The following is a 16,594-nucleotide window of genomic DNA, read 5'->3' on the forward strand; positions in this document are numbered from 1 at the left end:
TGCGGCTACCGGCGCGGGGCGCAGGTTCGAAACGCCGCGTCGGTCACCACCGGGCCCCGGGCCGGTGGGCGTTCACCGCGTTCGTAATCCGCGCCGGTGATCACCGCCGCGGCGGCCAGGGCGGCCTGTTCGTCGTCGCTGAAGACGCGGCCGCGGGACAGGAACCGCACCCCATCGGGGGCCTCCAGGCTGAACCCGCCCCCGCGGCCCGGCACCACGTCGATGACCAGTTGGGTGTGCTTGTCGCGATAGTGGGCGGCGTACTGCGGACCCGAAATCCATACCGGCACACCGTCTGTCCCGACGTCGAGGACGCCGAGCAACACGTCACGGTCACCGACCAGGAAATCGCCGAGCGGGTAACACATCGGCGACGACCCGTCGCAGCAGCCGCCGGACTGGTGGAACATCACCGGGCCGTGCGTGGCCTGCAGCCGCGTCAGCACCTCGGCGGCCGCGGCGGTGATGGCCACCCCGGCGGGACAAACCATCAGAAGAAGCCCTGCGCCTTCTCGGAGTAGGACACCAGCAGGTTCTTCGTCTGCTGATAGTGGTCCAGCATCATCTTGTGGTTCTCCCGGCCGATGCCGGACTGCTTGTAGCCGCCGAACGCCGCGTGGGCGGGATAGACGTGGTAGCAGTTCACCCACACCCGGCCGGCCTGGATGTCGCGCCCGGCCCGGTACGCGGTGTTGCCGTCGCGGCTCCACACCCCGGCCCCCAACCCATAGAGGGTGTCGTTGGCGATCGAGATGGCGTCGTCGTAATCGGCGAACGACGTCACGGTGACCACCGGCCCGAAGATCTCCTCCTGGAACACCCGCATCTTGTTGTTGCCGCTGAAGATGGTGGGCTGCATGTAGAAGCCGCCGGACAGGTCACCGCCGAGCTCGGCGCGTTCGCCGCCGGTGATCACCTTGGCGCCCTCGTCCTTGCCGATCTCGATGTAGGACAACACTTTTTCCAACTGGTCGTTGGACGCCTGCGAGCCCAGCATGGTCTCGCTGTCCAGCGGATCGCCCTGGCGGACGGCCTTGGTGCGGATCGCGGCCAGCTCGAGGAACTCGTCGTAGATGTCGGCCTGAACCAGGCTGCGCGACGGGCACGTGCAGACCTCGCCCTGGTTCAGGGCGAACATGGTGAAGCCCTCCAGCGCCTTGTCCTGGTAGTCGTCGGCCTTGGCCATCACGTCGGAGAAGAAGATGTTGGGGCTCTTGCCCCCGAGCTCCAGGGTGACCGGGATGAGGTTCTGCGAGGCGTACTGCATGATCAGCCGCCCGGTGGTGGTCTCGCCGGTGAACGCGATCTTGGCGATCCGGTTGCTCGACGCCAGCGGCTTGCCGGCCTCGGCACCGAACCCGTTGACCACGTTGACCACTCCCGGCGGCAGCAGGTCGCCGATCAGCGACATCAGGTAGAGCACCGAAACCGGTGTCTGCTCAGCGGGTTTGAGCACCACCGCGTTGCCGGCCGCCAGCGCCGGCGCCAGCTTCCAGGCCCCCATCAGGATCGGGAAGTTCCACGGGATGATCTGTCCGACCACCCCGAGCGGCTCGTGAAAGTGGTAGGCCACGGTGTCGTCGTCGATCTGGCTCAGCGAGCCCTCCTGCGCGCGCAGCGCCCCGGCGAAGTAGCGGAAGTGGTCGGCGGCCAACGGAATGTCGGCGGCCAGCGCCTCGCGGATCGGCTTGCCGTTGTCCCAGACCTCGGCTACCGCCAGCGCCGCGGTGTGCTCCTCGATGCGGTCGGCGATCTTGTTCAGGATCGCGGCCCGTTCCGCCGGCGCGGTCTTGCCCCACCCCGGGGCGGCGGCGTGCGCGGCGTCGAGCGCCTTGTCGATGTCGGCCTCATCGGAGCGGGCCACCTCGCAGAACGTCTGGCCGGTGACCGGGGTTGGGTTCTCGAAGTAACGCCCCTTGGCCGGCGCAACCCACTGCCCGCCGATGAAGTTCTCGTAGCGGGATTCATACGACATCAATGCCCCGGCAGAACCCGGACGTGCGAAAACAGTCATCTGCTCTCACCCCTCGTTCGGCTGTGTAATTCACCTCACACTACCGCCGACGCCACAATGGCTTCCATGACGTCGCAAGCACCGGCCGGCCCCGAAACCAATGACGATCCGTACCTGTGGCTCGAGGATGTCACCGGCGCGGAGGCGCTGGGCTGGGTGCGGGCGCGTAACGAGCCGACGCTGGCGCGCTTTCGTGACGAGAATTTCGAGCGGATGCGCATCGAGGCGCTCGAGGTGCTCGACACCGACGCCCGCATCCCCTACGTGGTCCGCCGCGGCGAGTACCTCTACAACTTCTGGCGCGACGCGGCCAACCCCCGCGGGCTGTGGCGGCGCACCACACTGGACAGCTACCGCACCGACTCCCCGGAGTGGGACGTGCTGATCGACGTCGACGAACTCGGTCGGGCCGACGGCGAGAAATGGGTGTGGGCCGGCGCCGGCGTCATCTATCCGGAATACACCCGCGCGTTGGTCAGCCTCTCGCGCGGCGGCTCCGACGCCTCGATCGTGCGCGAATTCGACATGGAGACAAGGGAATTCGTCGACGACGGATTCAATCTGCCGGAAGCCAAGTCGCAGGTGAGCTGGGCCGATCCGGACACCGTGCTGGTCGGCACCGACTTCGGCGACGATTCGCTCACCGACTCCGGCTATCCGCGGGTGGTCAAACGGTGGCGCCGCGGCACCCCCCTCGCCGACGCCGAGACGGTCTTCGAGGGATCTCGTTCCGACGTCAACGTGGTGGCGAGCGCCAGCCGCATCCCCGGTTTCGAGCGCACCCTGATCGGCCGGGCCTTGGACTTCTGGAACGAGGAGGTCTACGAGCTGCGCGGGTCGGAACTGATCCGCATCGATGCGCCCACCGACGCCAGTGTGAGCCTGCACCGCGAGTGGCTGTTGATCGAGCTGCGCAGCGACTGGTCGGTGGGCGAGGCCACCTACACCGCCGGGTCGCTGCTGGCCGCGAAATACGAGGAATTCCTCGCCGGCACGGCGCAATTGCAGGTCGTGTTCGAACCCGACGAGCACACCGCGCTGAACCACTACGCGTGGACCCGCGACCGGCTGCTCATCGTCTCGCTGGTCGACGTGGCCAGCCGCGTGGAGATCGTCACGCCCGGTGACTGGCGGCGCGAGCCGGTGGCCGGCATTCCCGCCGCGACGAACACGGTAGTCGTCTCCGCCGACGACACCGGCGACGAATTCTTCCTGGATTCCAGCGGATTCGACACGCCGTCGCGGCTGATGCGCGGAACCGACGACGGGCGCCTCGAGCAGATCAAGTCCGCGCCGGCGTTCTTCGATGCCGAAAACATCTCGGTGACACAGAACTTCGTCGCATCGCGGGACGGCACGTCGATCCCCTACTTCGTGGTGCGGCCCGGCGGCCCACAGGCCTCCGAGGGACCGGCGCCCACCCTGCTCTATGGCTACGGCGGCTTCGAATCGTCGAACACGCCGGGCTACAGCGGCGTGCTGGGCCGGCTGTGGCTGGCCCGCGGCGGAACGTACGTGCTGGCCAACATTCGCGGCGGCGGCGAATACGGCCCCGGCTGGCATACCCAGGCGATGCGGGAGGGCCGACACAAGGTGGCCGAGGACTTCGCTTCCGTCGCAACGGATTTGGTGGACCGCGGCATCACAAGCGTCGAGCGGCTCGGGGCGCAGGGCGGCAGCAACGGGGGCCTGCTGATGGGCATCATGCTCACGCAGTATCCAGAGCGGTTCGGCGCGCTGGTGTGCAGCGTGCCCCTGCTGGACATGAAGCGCTACCACCTGCTGCTGGCCGGCGCCTCCTGGGTCGCCGAGTACGGCGACCCCGACAACCCCGACGACTGGGCCTTCATCTCCGAATACTCGCCGTATCAGAACATTTCGGCGACACGCCGCTACCCGCCGGTGCTGATGACCACCTCCACCCGCGACGACCGGGTGCACCCCGGGCACGCCCGCAAGATGGCGGCCGCACTCGAGGCGGCCGGTCATACCGTCTTCTACTACGAGAACATCGAGGGCGGCCATGCCGGCGCGGCGGACAACGAGCAGGTGGCGTTCAAGTCCGCGCTGACCTACTCGTTCCTATGGCAGATGCTCGCGCGGCCATAGGATCGTCGATGTGTCAGCGATCCAACGCATCGAACTCACCCTGCTGGCGACCGGGCTGATCTTCATCCTGGCCTCAGCGGCGCAGGCGCGGTACCGGTTCGTCAAGCACCGCAGCGCCGGACGCCGGTTCTACTGGGCGACCGCGATCATCGGCATCGTCTGTTTTGCGTTCGGGACGGGCCGGCTCTGGCCGAACGGCGTGCTCTCGGCGGCGGTGTTTGCCGCCATCATCGCCTTCTCGGCGTACCTCACCACGCCGTATCTCAAGATCGGCGGGCGCATCTACGCATCCTCACCGGAAAACCGTCAGCCCGACCCGTAAGGACGCTATGCCGACCCGTGACTTCGAGACGCTGCTGTACAGGACGGCCGGCCCGGTGGCCACCATCACGCTGAACCGCCCGGAACAGCTCAACACCATCGTGCCGCCGATGCCCGACGAGATCGAGGCCGCCATCGGCCTGGCCGAGCGCGACCCGGCGGTCAAGGTCATCGTGCTGCGCGGCGCGGGCCGCGCCTTTTCCGGCGGCTACGACTTCGGCGGCGGCTTCCAGCACTGGGGCGAGTCCATGATGACCGACGGGCAATGGGATCCGGGCAAGGACTTCGCGATGGTCAGCGCCCGCGAGACCGGGCCCACCCAGAAATTCATGGCCATCTGGCGGGCGTCCAAGCCGGTGATCGCCCAGGTGCATGGCTGGTGCGTGGGCGGGGCCAGCGACTACGCGCTGTGCGCCGACCTCGTCATCGCCAGCGAGGACGCGGTGATCGGCACGCCCTACAGCAGGATGTGGGGGGCATACCTGACCGGGATGTGGCTCTACCGGCTCAGCCTGGCCAAGGCCAAGTGGCACTCGCTGACCGGCCGCCCGCTCACCGGCGTGCAGGCCGCCGAGGTCGAGTTGATCAACGAGGCCGTGCCGTTCGAGCGGCTGGAGGCGCGGGTCGCCGAGGTCGCCGCCGAGCTTGCGCAGATTCCGTTGTCGCAGCTGCAGGCCCAGAAGCTGATCGTCAACCAGGCCTACGAGAACATGGGGCTGGCCTCCACCCAGACGCTGGGCGGCATCCTCGACGGCCTGATGCGCAACACCCCCGACGCGCTGGCCTTCATCAAGGCCGCCGAAGCCGACGGTGTGCGGGCGGCGATCGAGCGCCGCGACGGTCCGTTCGGCGACTACAGCCAGGCCCCGCCGGAGCTGCGGCCGGATCCCAGCCACGTCATCGTCCCTGATCGCGACTGATACTGAGATGCGCTAGCCAAATTCTGGCAGTGAGCTGGGAACTGTTCCCGGCCGGACAAAAAGTGCTACCGTAACTGCTATGTCTCGGCTGAGTACTGGCCTGCGTGCAGGCGCCGCGTTCCTTGCTCTGGGTATCACCGCTGCGATCTTTCCGTCGACCGCGGTAGCCGATTCCACGGAGGACTTCCCGGTCCCCCGCCGGATGATCAACACCACGTGTGACGCCGAGCAGATTCTGGCGGCCGCCCGGGACACCAGCCCGGTGTACTACCAGCGCTACATGATCGACTTCGACAACCACCCGAACGTCCAGCAGGCGACCATCGACAAGGCGCACTGGTTCTACTCGCTGTCCCCGCAGGACCGCCGGAACTACTCCGAGAACTTCTATGCGCCCGTGTCCGACCCGCTGTGGGTGGCCTGGCCCAACCACATGAAGATCTTCTGGAACAACAAGGGCGTGGTGGCCAAGGCCACCGATATCTGCAACCAATACCCGCCCGGCGACATGTCGGTGTGGGACTGGGCCGAGCCGACTGGTCCACCTGGGTGGCCAGGGCCGGTCAAGGGCAGGGTCGACCCGCCCCAAGGCTGAGGCCGGGCAATCGCGCTGACGGCGCCCGCAACCGATCGTTGTCCGGTGCGTCGCCCCCTGGTCTGCATTAGCGCACGAGCCGCTGGTCTTCATTGCGGTGGCGGGTTGTGCGTCTCGCGACCGCCGAGCTTCGGCCACTGCGTAAAGCCGGCGTTGCACCGACATAAAGGCGGACGCCGCATCGACACTTCTCGCCGCGAAGTGATTTACCCACGCCCACAAGCCGATCCGCAGTTCTTCACGCCGGCGGGAATCTCGACACTCGCGTGAGGTGAAGATCAGCGCGGCTGTACCACTCCGCCCGCCGGGTGCTCGTCGACGTCGTTGAGGATGAGTTCGCGCACGGCGCGGCGCGGTCCGTACGGTCGCAGCATGGTGCTGGCCGGCCGTGGACGCACGTGCTGCGGCCACCAGAACCAGCGCCCGAGCAAGGTGGCCAGCGACGGCGTCATGAACGACCGCACAATCAACGTGTCGAACAGCAGACCCAGCGCAATCGTGGTGCCCACCTGGGCCATGACACGCAACGGGCTGAACGCGAACGTCGCCATGGTCGCGGCGAACACCAGACCGGCTGAGGTCACCACCGAACCCGAACCGGCCACGGCGCGGATGATACCCGTCTTGAGTCCGGCGTGGATCTCTTCTTTGAACCTCGATATCAGCAGCAGATTATAGTCGGACCCGACCGCCAACAGCAGGATGATCGCCATGGCTAGCACCATCCAGTGCAGGTGGATGCCTAGGATGTACTGCCATAACAGCACGGAGAGCCCGAACGATGCGCCCAGTGACAGCAACACGGTTCCGACTATGACGAACGCCGCGACCAAGCTTCGGGTGATGACCAACATGATGATGAAAATCAACGTGGTCGCGGCGATTCCGGCGATCATCAGGTCCATGTTGGATCCGTCGCGCATGTCCTTATACGTTGCGGCGGTACCGCCCAGGTAAACCTTGGCGCCCTCCCACGGGGTGCCCTTGATCGCCTCGTGCACGGCCTGCTTGATTGGGTCGATGTGTTTGATACCTTCAGGACTCGCCGGGTCGCCCTCGTGGGAGATGATCAGCCGGACGGCGTGCCCGTCGGGCGAGATGAATTGTTTGAGACCCCGGGCGAAATCCGGGCTCTTGAACGCCTCCGGCGGCAGGTAGAACGTGTCGTCGTTTTTCGCTCTGTCGAAGGCGTCGCCTTCTGCGGTGGCGTTGTCGGACTGCGCTCTCGCCTGTTCGTTGAGACCCATGGTGGTCGCGTAGTTCGACATGATGGTGTCGAGGTTGCGCTGCTGGCTTTCGATCTGCGGCGGTATCAGCGCCACCAGCTTCGGCTGGATGCGATCTAGCTTGTCGAGGTTCGCGCTGAGCTTCACAATGTTCTCAGCCACCTGGTCGATCCCGTCGAGCGCATTGAAGACCGACCGGAGCGCCCAGCACACCGGAATGTCGTAACAGTGCTTCTCCCAGTAGAAGTAGCTACGAATCGGCCGCAGGAAGTCGTCGAAGTTGGCGATGTCGTCGCGCAACGCTTCCGTGATGTGCACGGTTTCTTTGGTGAGCTTGGTGGTTTCGTGTGTTGTGTTGCTGAGATCCTGGGTTACCTGCATCTGCTCATGCAGCGTTGCCATCGTCTTACGGAGCTCGTCCGCCTGCTTGAGCAGATTCGCCGCCTGCTCGTCCTGATAGTGCTGGGTCTGGATCCGCCCTGCGGCCTGGGCACTCATCTGAAACCCGAGGGTGCTGTGGTCGAGCGGCGTGCCCAGCGGCCGGGTGATGGTCTGCACTCGGCCGATGCCGGGGATGTGGAACACCGCCTTGGCGACCTTTTCCAGAACCAGGAAGTCAGCTGGGTTACGCAAGTCGTGATCGGTCTCGATCATCAACAGCTCTGGATTCAACCGGGCCTGGTCGAAGTGCCGGTCGGCTGCCGCGTAGCCGACGTTGGCGGGAGTGTCCGGCGGCAGAAAGTGGCGGGTGTCGTAGTCCGTCTTGTACCCGGGCAGCGCGAGCAGACCGACGAGGGCGATCCCAATTGTGACCGCCAGGATCGGGGCCGGCCAACGCACAACTGCGGTCCCGATTCGGCGCCAGCCCCGCGTCTGCAACTTTCGCTTCGGGTCCATCAGCTTGAAGAAAGTGGCAATCGTGAGCACCGCCGGGCCCAAGGTCAGCGCAGCGAAGACCGCGACCAGCATCCCGACGGCGCAGGGCACGCCCATGGTTTGGAAATATGGCAACCGGCAGAAACTCAAGCAGTACATCGCGCCGGCGATGGTCAGGCCCGAACCCAATACCACATGCGCAGTGCCATGAAACATGGTGTAGAACGCTTGTTCACGCGTCTCGCCCAACCCGCGTGCCTCGTGGTAGCGGCCTACGATAAAGATCGCGTAGTCGGTGCTGGCAGCGATCGCCAACAACACCAGCATATTGTTGGCAAAGGTGGACAGCCCCATGATCCCATAATTTCCCAGCGTCGCGACGACGCCCCTTGCCGCAGCCAACTCGATGAAAACCATGGTCAGCATGATCACTACGGTGCTTACCGACCGGTAGACGAACAACAGCATCACGATGATCACCAGGATCGTTACCATGGTGACTATTGCGATGCCTTTCTCACCCGCGTGGGACTGATCGGCGATCAGTGGACCCGCCCCGGTGACGTAGGCTTTGATCCCGGGTGGTGCGGGCACCGAGTCCACAATCTTCCGCACGGCTTCGGTCGACTCGGAGGCCAGGCTGCCGCCCATTCTGCCGGAAAGATAAACCTGGACATACGCCGCCTTTTGGTCGTGGCTCTGGGAGCCCGCGGCGGTCAGCGGATCACTCCAGAAATCCTGGACGTGCTGAACGTGCTTGGAGTCGCGCTCAACCCGCTTGACGATCTCGTCGTAGTAGCGGTGCGCTTCGGCCCCCAGCGGCTGGTTGCCCTCCAGCACGATCATGGCCGAGGCATCGGAGTTGAATTCCTTGAACGTCGATCCGACGTGCATCAACGATTGGAACGAGGGCGCATCCGTCGGACTCTGCGACACCGCCTGATGCTTGGAGACGACCTCCAGCTGCGGGGCCACGGTGTTGGTAACGAACACGATGCCCAACCACACCAGGACGATCGGCAGGGCCAGCCGATGTATCATCCGCGGCAGGAACGGCGGGATAAGCGGCTGGTCGACGCGCGGCGGAACCTCGCCCGGCTCGCTCATGCGGACTTGTCCAGGCAATAGACGAAGGCGTTCACGGTTTGGCTGGGATCTGATCGGTTCGGAGTCTTGATGACGTCACCGCTCCCGTCGTGTTTGTTCACCACGAACTGGCACGCGATCCAACTACCGTCTCCTTGCGCTACGAGGTTTGCCGGGATGCCGGGCTTCGTCGAACTCAATACTTTGCTCCAGGGCAAGGGAACGTTGAGGGCCTGCTGAGGGTGGGAGTTTTCGTCGAGGTAGTTGATGGTTGCCGTGCTGCCCGGTGGGCCCCAGACCTGAAGCGTGATGGTCTTGGCGTTGAACTCGTCGAGGACCTCGCCCGAGGTGCCACCACCGAACGAACCCTTGTGAACGCCGAAGACGCCGTGCAGCCGGTACACGACGAATCCCGACAGCGCGATTACAGCGGCGATCGTGAGTACCAGCCAGAAACGCGCCAAGAGCCCCTTTTTCCCAGCGCGCCGCGGAGCGACCTCGTTGCCCTCCCTACCCGCGGAGCCCTGCGTCATAAGCGGCTCCGTCGTCGGCTCAATCGTCCTCATAAGCGCTCCAAGTCCTCCCCGTATTCACCGTTGCAGTCCGCCAAGCCACAGCCCCCGGCCTCCCCTCTGCGTTCATTGCGACCCCGAGATGAGCCCGACGCACGTGGCGGTCAGCAAGCGAGTGAGGGCGGCTGCAAAATCCAGGTTCCACTCCGGGGGGACCACTCCCGGCTGCTCGGCATAGGCATCGTTGAGGCGCTCCGGCGGGTTGGCGACCTGCCACAGCGTGGCCGCCAGCGAGTACGCGGCCAGCAAGATGTCCAGCGATCCCGGACGCCCAAGCGCCGGCAGTGCGCACTCGATCGAGTCGGCGAGCGACAGCGTGGCGGCGGTTCTGATCCGTTTGACCTCGATCACCCGGTCAGCGTCCACCTCGTGTTCGAGGTGCAGGTGCAGGTTGGCCAGCAGGTCGCAAAACAGCGGGTCCTCAGCCAGGGCATTGGCCAGTGTCTCGGCGATTAGCGACGGCGACTTGGGGCCCGGCTCCGCCAGCTTCTCCGACACCGTGGTCGACCAGCGCACCCACCCCTCCGCGGACAGACGCAGCAGGACTTCCTTGTGCGAGGTGAAGTAGCGGCGGACGGCGGAGTAATGAATGCCGGCCCGGTTGGCGACGGCTGTCAGCGTGACCGAGGCGACACCGGCCTCGAGCGCCAGCGAGCGTGCGGCTTCCACGAGGGCCTCCGCACGTTGACGCTTCTTTTCCTCGGTGCGGGCGCGCTGGAATGTTAGTTGCGCCACCGGCTGAGCGTAACGCACGTTGTGTGATTTGCATAACGCACGTCCCGTGATTTGTGCGCGGGTCACAGCCGGGCGCCAAAACAGGTAAAGGTGTAGCCATGCTCATCACCCGGCGTCTCGAATAGCCCGTGCAGACCATCGCCCTGATCGGGTTTCTCGGCGGCCTGATCACCGGTATCTCGCCGTGCATCCTGCCGGTGCTTCCGGTCGTGCTGTTGTCCGGCATGGACAGCGGACGAGCCGGCGCGCGCGGCGTGAGGTCCGCGGCCCGGCCCTACCTGGTGATCGCGGGCCTGGTCTGCAGCTTCAGCCTGGCCACGTTGATCGGTTCCGCGCTGCTGACGGCGCTGCACCTGCCGCAGGACGCGATCCGGTGGGCCGCATTGGTGGTGCTGATACTGATCGGCGTGGGGCTGATCTTCCCGCCCGTCCAGCACCTGCTCGAGCGGCCGTTCGCGTATTTTCCGCAACGCCAAATCGGTTCCGGGACAGATGGTTTCGGGTTAGGACTGACGCTGGGTGCCCTGTATGTGCCGTGCGCGGGGCCGGTGCTGGCCGCCATCGTGGTGGCCGGCGGCACCTCGTCGATCGGCCCCGGCGCACTGGTCTTGACCGCGACCTTCGCCCTCGGCAACGCGCTGCCGCTGCTGGCCTTCGCGTTGGCCGGGCGGCGCGCCGCCGATCGAGTGGCCGCGTTCCGCCGACGGCAGCGCGCAATTCAGATCGCCGGCGGGATCGCGATGATCGTGCTGGCCGTGGCGCTGGTGTTCAACCTGCCGGCGATGCTGCAGCGCGCCGTGCCCGACTACACGACGGCCATGCAGAACAGGTTGGGCGCCAACGATATCGAGCGCAGCCTGGGCCCGGCCCCCGCGCAGCCCTCGACCCAGGGCGGGCTGCAGCTGAGCCACCCCGGCACCACCATCGACGGCGCGCTGAGCGACTGTTCGAGCGGTTCCGCCGAACTGCAGCAGTGCGGACCGGCCCCGGCCCTCACCGGCGTCACCGGGTGGCTCAACACCCCCGACGGCAAACCGCTGGACCCGGAATCGGTGCGCGGCAAGGTGATTCTGATCGACTTCTGGGCCTACTCGTGCATCAATTGCCAGCGCGCCATACCGCACGTGATCGACTGGTACAACCGGTACCGCGACAACGGGCTCCTCGTCATCGGGGTGCACACCCCCGAGTACGCCTTCGAGCGGGTGCCCGCCAATGTGGCCAGCGGCGCCGCGGACCTGCACATCACCTATCCCATCGCGCTGGACAACGACTACGCGACATGGAACAACTTCCAGAACCTGTACTGGCCCGCCGAGTACCTGATCGGCGCGAACGGGCAAGTGCGGCATACCAAGTTCGGCGAGGGCGACTACGACGGCACCGAGAAGCTGATCCGCACGCTGCTCGTCGACGCCCATCCCGGTGCCCGGTTGCCCGCACCGGCGAACTCCGCCGACATGACCCCGCAGACCAGGCTCACACCCGAGACCTACCTGGGTGTCGGCAAATCCGGAAACTACGGCGGCACAGGGGATTACAAGCAGGGACCCGCCACGCTGAGCTACCCACCGAACCTGGCCGAAGACAAGTTCGCCCTGCGCGGTCGCTGGACGCTCGACGACCAGGGGGTCACGGCCGACGGCGACGACTCCGCCGTCCGGCTGAACTACACCGCGAAGGACGTCTACGCCGTCGTCGGGGGAACCGGCACCATCGCCGTGACCCGGGACGGAAAGACCACCACGACGCCGATCGGCGGGGCACCCACGCTGCACCGGATCGTCGCCGACGACACCGCGCATCGCGATCAGTTCGAGATGCAGGTCAGCAAGGGCCTGCAGGTGTTCTCGTTCACGTTCGGCTAGCCGGCGGGCTCACGACTTCTTCGCGAGGCTGCCCAGCATGGCAACGACCACGCCGAGTGCGACCAAGGCGGCACCGGCGAGCAACGTGACGTTGAGCCATTGGCGCAGAACGGCTTCGGCGTGCCCGGCCATCACCTCGGCCACCGCCCGCACGTTGCCGGTGGTGTGGTTGAGCGCGGCATTCAAGTAACGCGCGGCGACCTCGATGCCCGCCCATCCGGCCGCACCGACGAGCAGCGCCGAGACGCCCAGGCTGCTCAGCGCCTTGCCGCGGCGGCGCGCGGCGGCCAGCGTGAGCAGCGCGCAGACACCGCACAGCGCCGCCGCACCCACGCTCACCCAGGGGCACCAGGTGGCCAACGGGCTCAGCCGTCCCTGCCGCAACGAGTGCGGCACCGAAACGGTCAGCGGGACAGTAATTTTCGCGGGCACCGTCACGTTGTGTCGGTTGAGCAGCGGCTGGATCGAGGGGTCCCTGAGCATCGGCGCCACGTCGACCGCCCACTGGTTGCCGTTGTCGGCGGCCGCCGGATCGCTGAACAGCCAGCCGTGAGCCGCCCGGTTCGCCCGGGCGAACAGCGGCGGAAAGTCCGGGCCGGCGGTGAAGGCGCCGGCCGCTTCGCGCACATCGGCAGTGTCGAGCGGGTAACGGCCCCCGCCATGCTCGGTGACCAGAGTCGTTGCCCGAGCGGTCAATTCGCCCGCCATGGCGGACTGCAGGGCCGGGTCGGTGGCCGCGCGCTGCGCCAGCGCGGCGTAGCCGTCGGCGTCAACCACATGCAGCTGCGTCCACGCCGCGGGGATCGCCAGCGCCAGCGCTAGCGTGGTGATGAGCCACAACAGCACGGTCGCCGCGAATCGCACCCCTGCGAATCTACGCAATCCCCCGCACGTACGCGGCCTGACCGAGGTGCTGGGCGCAGTCGTCGATGATGCTCACCAATCGCGCGCTGGCTGTCACCGGGGGATCCCAGTTGGTGTCCACGACGCGGGCCAGTTCCTCGGCGGTCACCCCGGCGACGTACTCGCAGGTGAGCTTGTGCACCGCGTGGTAGTAGCCGGACAGCAGGTCAGCGGGCGCCTTCACCTTGGCCACGTCGCCGGGCCCGTGCCCGTAACCGGTGTCGTCGCGCGGCAGGTCCAGCCCGAATCGGTCCACCCAGCCGTCGCGGAACCACACCTGCTCGACGGCGGCGACATCGGCGAGCTGGAGGTCCTGTATCCGGGCGCTGTGCCACAGCAGCCAGGCGATGCTGTTGGCGTCCGGGGCCGGCCGGTAGCCGGACACCTCGTCGGTCAGCCCCTCGGTGATCTCGTCGACGTGTTCGATCAGCCGGGTGAAAGCGTCGCGCAGGAGCTCTTGCAACACGGCGGCATCGTCGGTGCTGGCCATGTTCGCGACACTACGGGAGGATCCCGTGGAAGACCGCTTCGACGTTGTTGCCGTCGGGATCGCGCACGAAGGCCCCGAAGTATCCGGGGTGGTATTCGGGCCAGAGCCGCGGCGCGTGCAGCGGCTCGGCGCCCAATTCGACGGCCACCTCGTAGAAGGCGCGCACCGCGTTCTCGTCGGCCGCCTCGAAAGCCAGGTGGACTTCCCGATTGGGCCCGCCCAGCGCGCCCGAGACCAGAACGTCGGCTTGCCCGCCCGCCCGTAGCCGATGGCGCGACCGACATCCAGCTGCCGGGAGAAGCCCAGCGTCCCCAGCACCGCGTCGTAGAACCGCTGAGATTTGGCGTAGTCGGCGCAGTTGATGCCCACGTGATCGATCACGGGAAGATCCTGGCACGAGTCAGCGCGACGGTCGTAGATTGTTTGGATGACTTACGACCTCATCATCCGCAACGGCACCATCGTCGACGGGTTGGGCGGTGAGCCGTTCGTCGGTGACGTGGCGGTGCGAGACGGTGTCATCGCGGCCGTCGGGAACGTCAACGGAGCGACCACCGCGCGGGAGATCGACGCCACCGGGCTGCTGGTCACGCCCGGCTTCGTCGACCTGCACACGCATTACGACGGCCAGTCCATCTGGTCGGAACGCCTGACGCCGTCCTCGGCGCACGGCGTGACGACCGTGGTGATGGGCAACTGCGGGGTCGGCTTCGCGCCCTGCCGGCAGTCCGACCACGACGTGCTCGTCGACGTGATGGCCGGTGTCGAGGACATTCCCGGCGTCGTCATGACCGACGGCCTGCCGTGGACGTGGGAGACGTTCCCCGAATACATGGACGCGCTCGAGTCAGGCAAGCGCGACATCGACGTGGCGGCGTATCTGCCGCACTCGCCGCTGCGGGTGTACGTGATGGGCCAGCGCGGCGCCGACCGGGAGCCGGCCACCGAGGACGACCTGGCCAAGATGCGCGAGCTGGCCAAGGAGGCGATCGAGGTCGGCGCGCTGGGCTTCGCGTCGTCGCGGCTGACCATCCACAAGACCGAAAGTGGTTCGCCCATCCCGAGTTACGAGGCCGCCCGCGAGGAGATCGAGGAGATCGCCCGCGGCGTCGTGGACGGCGGCGGCGGGTTGTTGCAGTTCGTCCCGGACATCCCGTCGGGCGGCTATCAGCCGGTGCTGCAGACGGTGTTCGACGTCGCCGAGGACGTCGGGTTGCCGGTCACCTTCACCCTCGTCGTCGCCAACTCCGGCGACCCGTCGTGGCCGGACGCCATCACGATGATCGAGAAGGCCAACAGCTCCGCCGACGGCGGCGATGTCCGCGTCACCGCGCAGCTGCTGCCGCGCCCGATCGGGTTGATCATCGGCCTGCAGCTGACCGCCAACCCGTTCGTCCTCTACCCCAGCTACCGCGAGATCGCGCACCTGCCGCTGGCCGAGCGGGTCGCCGAGATGCGCAAGCCCGAGGTCCGCGCCCGCATCCTGGCCGACAAGCCCGGCCAGGGGCATCCGATCCTGTACGTGGCTCAGATGTGGGACTGGATCTTTCCGCTCGGCGAGGACCCCGACTACGAGCCCGACCCGTCGACCAGCATCGGCGCCCGCGCCCGCGCCCGCGGCGTGGACCCGATGGAGGAGGCGTACGACCGGCTGCTCGACGACGAGGGCCGGGCCATGCTGTTGGTCGCGACCAGCAACCTGCAGAACAACTCGCTGGACACGGTCGGCGAACTGCTGCACCGCGACGACGTGGTGCTCGGTCTCGGCGACGGCGGCGCGCACTACGGGATGATCTGCGACGCCAGCTACTCGACCTACTTCCTGACGCACTGGGCCCGGGACCGCAAGACCGGACGGTTCACGGTGCCCGAGGCGGTTCGCGAGCTCACGTCGGTGCCGGCCCGCGTCGCCGGGCTGGGTGATCGCGGCCGAATCGCGGTGGGCTACAAGGCCGATCTCAACGTCATCGACCACGCCGCGTTGCGGCTGCACAAGCCGGTGATCAGCTACGACCTGCCCGCCGGGGGGCGGCGCCTGGACCAGACCGCCGAGGGGTATGTCGCCACGATCGTGGCCGGGCAAGTGATCGCCGAAAACGGCGTTCCGACCGACGCCCGCCCAGGCAAGTTGGTCCGTGGGCGCCAGCCCATCCCCGCAGCCTCGCGATAACGCCACCAAAAGTGGCATATACCAGCTAAGTTGGGTCCGTGACGAACCCGCATTTTGCGTGGTTGCCGCCAGAAGTCAACTCGGCACTAATTTTCTCCGGTCCTGGTCCCGGGCCGCTGCTTGCTGCCGCGGCCGCGTGGGACGGGCTGGCCGAAGAGTTGGCATCGTCGGCATCGTCATTTTCTTCGGTGACGTCAGATCTCGCCAGCGGGTCGTGGCAGGGCGCGTCGTCGACGGCGATGATGTCGGTCGCCAGCCAGTACGTGAGCTGGCTGTCTGCGGCGGCCGCCCAGGCCGAAGAGGTGTCACACCAGGCGTCGGCCATCGCGACCGCATTCGAGGTGGCGCTGGCGGCCACCGTGCAGCCGGCCGTCGTGGCGGCCAACCGCGCCCTGGTGCGCGCATTGGCGGCCAATAACCACCTCGGCCAGAGCACCGCGGCCATCGCCGACATCGAGGCCGCCTACGAGCAGATGTGGGCCTCGGACGTGGCGGCGATGTTCGGCTACCACGCCGACGCGTCGGCGGCCGTGGCCAAGCTGCCGCCCTGGAATCAGGTGCTGCAAAACCTCGGCTTCTCCAACACCAGCACCGCCGTGACGCGCCCGGCCAGCTCCGGCGCCGTCGCCCGCGGCTACACCTCACGCATCGCCGGGTTCTTGCGGCCCTCGGCGCCGCAGTAGCGCGCGGCAGCCGCGCCTATCCTGGA

Annotated in this window: 14 protein-coding genes and 1 pseudogene; 7 read left to right on the top strand and 8 right to left on the bottom strand. The window is 66.9% G+C overall.

What is annotated here, in order from left to right; translation table 11 throughout:
• Positions 1 to 5 precede the first annotated feature (5 nt).
• Both AC5Y5B_RS02420 and exaC read right to left on the bottom strand, forming a co-directional pair.
• A complete protein-coding gene (locus AC5Y5B_RS02420) occupies positions 6 to 491 on the bottom strand; it encodes a DUF779 domain-containing protein (protein WP_112631635.1) in 486 nt (161 codons plus the stop codon).
• Positions 491 to 2,014 carry an acetaldehyde dehydrogenase ExaC gene (exaC, locus tag AC5Y5B_RS02425; protein ID WP_112631636.1) on the bottom strand — a complete coding sequence of 508 codons (1,524 nt, stop codon included), beginning with the start codon at positions 2,012 to 2,014 and terminating at the stop codon, positions 491 to 493. Before exaC ends, AC5Y5B_RS02420 begins: the two co-directional genes overlap by 1 nt.
• A gap of 66 nt (positions 2,015 to 2,080) precedes the next feature.
• On the opposite strand from exaC, the gene AC5Y5B_RS02430 reads away from it, so the two are divergent.
• The 4 genes from AC5Y5B_RS02430 (at position 2,081) to AC5Y5B_RS02445 (ending at position 5,959) form a co-directional block, all read left to right on the top strand.
• A complete protein-coding gene (locus tag AC5Y5B_RS02430) occupies positions 2,081 to 4,123 on the top strand; it encodes a prolyl oligopeptidase family serine peptidase (RefSeq protein WP_500003220.1) in 2,043 nt (680 codons plus the stop codon).
• Between the two features lie 10 nt (positions 4,124 to 4,133).
• Complete coding sequence (locus tag AC5Y5B_RS02435) at positions 4,134 to 4,445, top strand: hypothetical protein (RefSeq protein WP_112631638.1); 312 nt, start codon at positions 4,134 to 4,136, stop codon at positions 4,443 to 4,445.
• A gap of 7 nt (positions 4,446 to 4,452) precedes the next feature.
• Positions 4,453 to 5,364 carry a crotonase/enoyl-CoA hydratase family protein gene (locus AC5Y5B_RS02440; RefSeq protein ID WP_112631639.1) on the top strand — a complete coding sequence of 304 codons (912 nt, stop codon included), beginning with the start codon at positions 4,453 to 4,455 and terminating at the stop codon, positions 5,362 to 5,364.
• 79 nt (positions 5,365 to 5,443) lie between these two features.
• Positions 5,444 to 5,959, top strand: a complete 516-nt coding sequence (locus AC5Y5B_RS02445) for a DUF5078 domain-containing protein (RefSeq protein WP_112631640.1) — start codon at positions 5,444 to 5,446, stop codon at positions 5,957 to 5,959.
• A gap of 278 nt (positions 5,960 to 6,237) precedes the next feature.
• Here the strand turns inward: AC5Y5B_RS02445 and AC5Y5B_RS02450 are convergent, their stop codons facing one another.
• The 3 genes from AC5Y5B_RS02450 to AC5Y5B_RS02460 all read right to left on the bottom strand — a co-directional run bounded on the left by AC5Y5B_RS02450 (position 6,238) and on the right by AC5Y5B_RS02460 (position 10,472).
• The gene (locus AC5Y5B_RS02450) at positions 6,238 to 9,168 is read right to left on the bottom strand and encodes an MMPL/RND family transporter (RefSeq protein ID WP_112631641.1); all 2,931 of its coding nucleotides are present in this window, start codon (positions 9,166 to 9,168) and stop codon (positions 6,238 to 6,240) included.
• Positions 9,165 to 9,713 carry an MmpS family transport accessory protein gene (locus AC5Y5B_RS02455; protein WP_112631642.1) on the bottom strand — a complete coding sequence of 183 codons (549 nt, stop codon included), beginning with the start codon at positions 9,711 to 9,713 and terminating at the stop codon, positions 9,165 to 9,167. The genes AC5Y5B_RS02450 and AC5Y5B_RS02455 overlap by 4 nt, the downstream gene beginning before the upstream one ends.
• Before the next feature lie 72 nt (positions 9,714 to 9,785).
• Positions 9,786 to 10,472 (bottom strand): TetR/AcrR family transcriptional regulator, encoded by a 687-nt coding sequence (locus tag AC5Y5B_RS02460; protein WP_112631643.1) that lies wholly within the window; start codon positions 10,470 to 10,472, stop codon positions 9,786 to 9,788.
• A 110-nt stretch (positions 10,473 to 10,582) separates the two neighbouring features.
• Between AC5Y5B_RS02460 and AC5Y5B_RS02465 the strand changes: the two genes are divergently transcribed.
• Positions 10,583 to 12,322 carry a cytochrome c biogenesis protein DipZ gene (locus tag AC5Y5B_RS02465; protein WP_500003228.1) on the top strand — a complete coding sequence of 580 codons (1,740 nt, stop codon included), beginning with the start codon at positions 10,583 to 10,585 and terminating at the stop codon, positions 12,320 to 12,322.
• A 9-nt stretch (positions 12,323 to 12,331) separates the two neighbouring features.
• On the opposite strand, the gene AC5Y5B_RS02470 is transcribed toward AC5Y5B_RS02465, so the two are convergent.
• From AC5Y5B_RS02470 to AC5Y5B_RS02480, 3 genes and pseudogenes are all read right to left on the bottom strand, one after another.
• On the bottom strand, positions 12,332 to 13,186 hold the full coding sequence (locus AC5Y5B_RS02470; RefSeq protein WP_112631645.1) for a hypothetical protein: 855 nt from the start codon (positions 13,184 to 13,186) through the stop codon (positions 12,332 to 12,334).
• A 10-nt stretch (positions 13,187 to 13,196) separates the two neighbouring features.
• Positions 13,197 to 13,715, bottom strand: a complete 519-nt coding sequence (locus tag AC5Y5B_RS02475) for a mycothiol transferase (protein ID WP_112631646.1) — start codon at positions 13,713 to 13,715, stop codon at positions 13,197 to 13,199.
• A gap of 10 nt (positions 13,716 to 13,725) precedes the next feature.
• A pseudogene (locus AC5Y5B_RS02480) lies at positions 13,726 to 14,096 on the bottom strand (VOC family protein).
• A 46-nt stretch (positions 14,097 to 14,142) separates the two neighbouring features.
• Between AC5Y5B_RS02480 and AC5Y5B_RS02485 the strand changes: the two are divergent.
• The gene (locus AC5Y5B_RS02485; RefSeq protein WP_112631647.1) at positions 14,143 to 15,885 is read left to right on the top strand and encodes an N-acyl-D-amino-acid deacylase family protein; all 1,743 of its coding nucleotides are present in this window, start codon (positions 14,143 to 14,145) and stop codon (positions 15,883 to 15,885) included.
• Between the two features lie 38 nt (positions 15,886 to 15,923).
• Positions 15,924 to 16,568, top strand: a complete 645-nt coding sequence (locus AC5Y5B_RS02490) for a PPE family protein (RefSeq protein ID WP_112631648.1) — start codon at positions 15,924 to 15,926, stop codon at positions 16,566 to 16,568.
• Positions 16,569 to 16,594: the final 26 nt, after the last annotated feature.

Source organism: Mycobacterium sp. NGS33 (assembly GCF_059812885.1).

Excerpts from the sequence above, each read along its gene's own strand:
- AC5Y5B_RS02430 (WP_500003220.1), top strand. The coding sequence starts at position 2,081 with ATGACGTCGCAAGCACCGGCCGGCCCCGAAACCAATGACGATCCGTAC.
- exaC (WP_112631636.1), bottom strand. The coding sequence starts at position 2,014 with ATGACTGTTTTCGCACGTCCGGGTTCTGCCGGGGCATTGATGTCGTAT.
- AC5Y5B_RS02485 (WP_112631647.1), top strand. The coding sequence starts at position 14,143 with ATGACTTACGACCTCATCATCCGCAACGGCACCATCGTCGACGGGTTG.
- AC5Y5B_RS02420 (WP_112631635.1), bottom strand. The coding sequence starts at position 491 with ATGGTTTGTCCCGCCGGGGTGGCCATCACCGCCGCGGCCGCCGAGGTG.
- AC5Y5B_RS02455 (WP_112631642.1), bottom strand. The coding sequence starts at position 9,713 with ATGAGGACGATTGAGCCGACGACGGAGCCGCTTATGACGCAGGGCTCC.
- AC5Y5B_RS02440 (WP_112631639.1), top strand. The coding sequence starts at position 4,453 with ATGCCGACCCGTGACTTCGAGACGCTGCTGTACAGGACGGCCGGCCCG.
- AC5Y5B_RS02445 (WP_112631640.1), top strand. The coding sequence starts at position 5,444 with ATGTCTCGGCTGAGTACTGGCCTGCGTGCAGGCGCCGCGTTCCTTGCT.
- AC5Y5B_RS02450 (WP_112631641.1), bottom strand. The coding sequence starts at position 9,168 with ATGAGCGAGCCGGGCGAGGTTCCGCCGCGCGTCGACCAGCCGCTTATC.
- AC5Y5B_RS02475 (WP_112631646.1), bottom strand. The coding sequence starts at position 13,715 with ATGGCCAGCACCGACGATGCCGCCGTGTTGCAAGAGCTCCTGCGCGAC.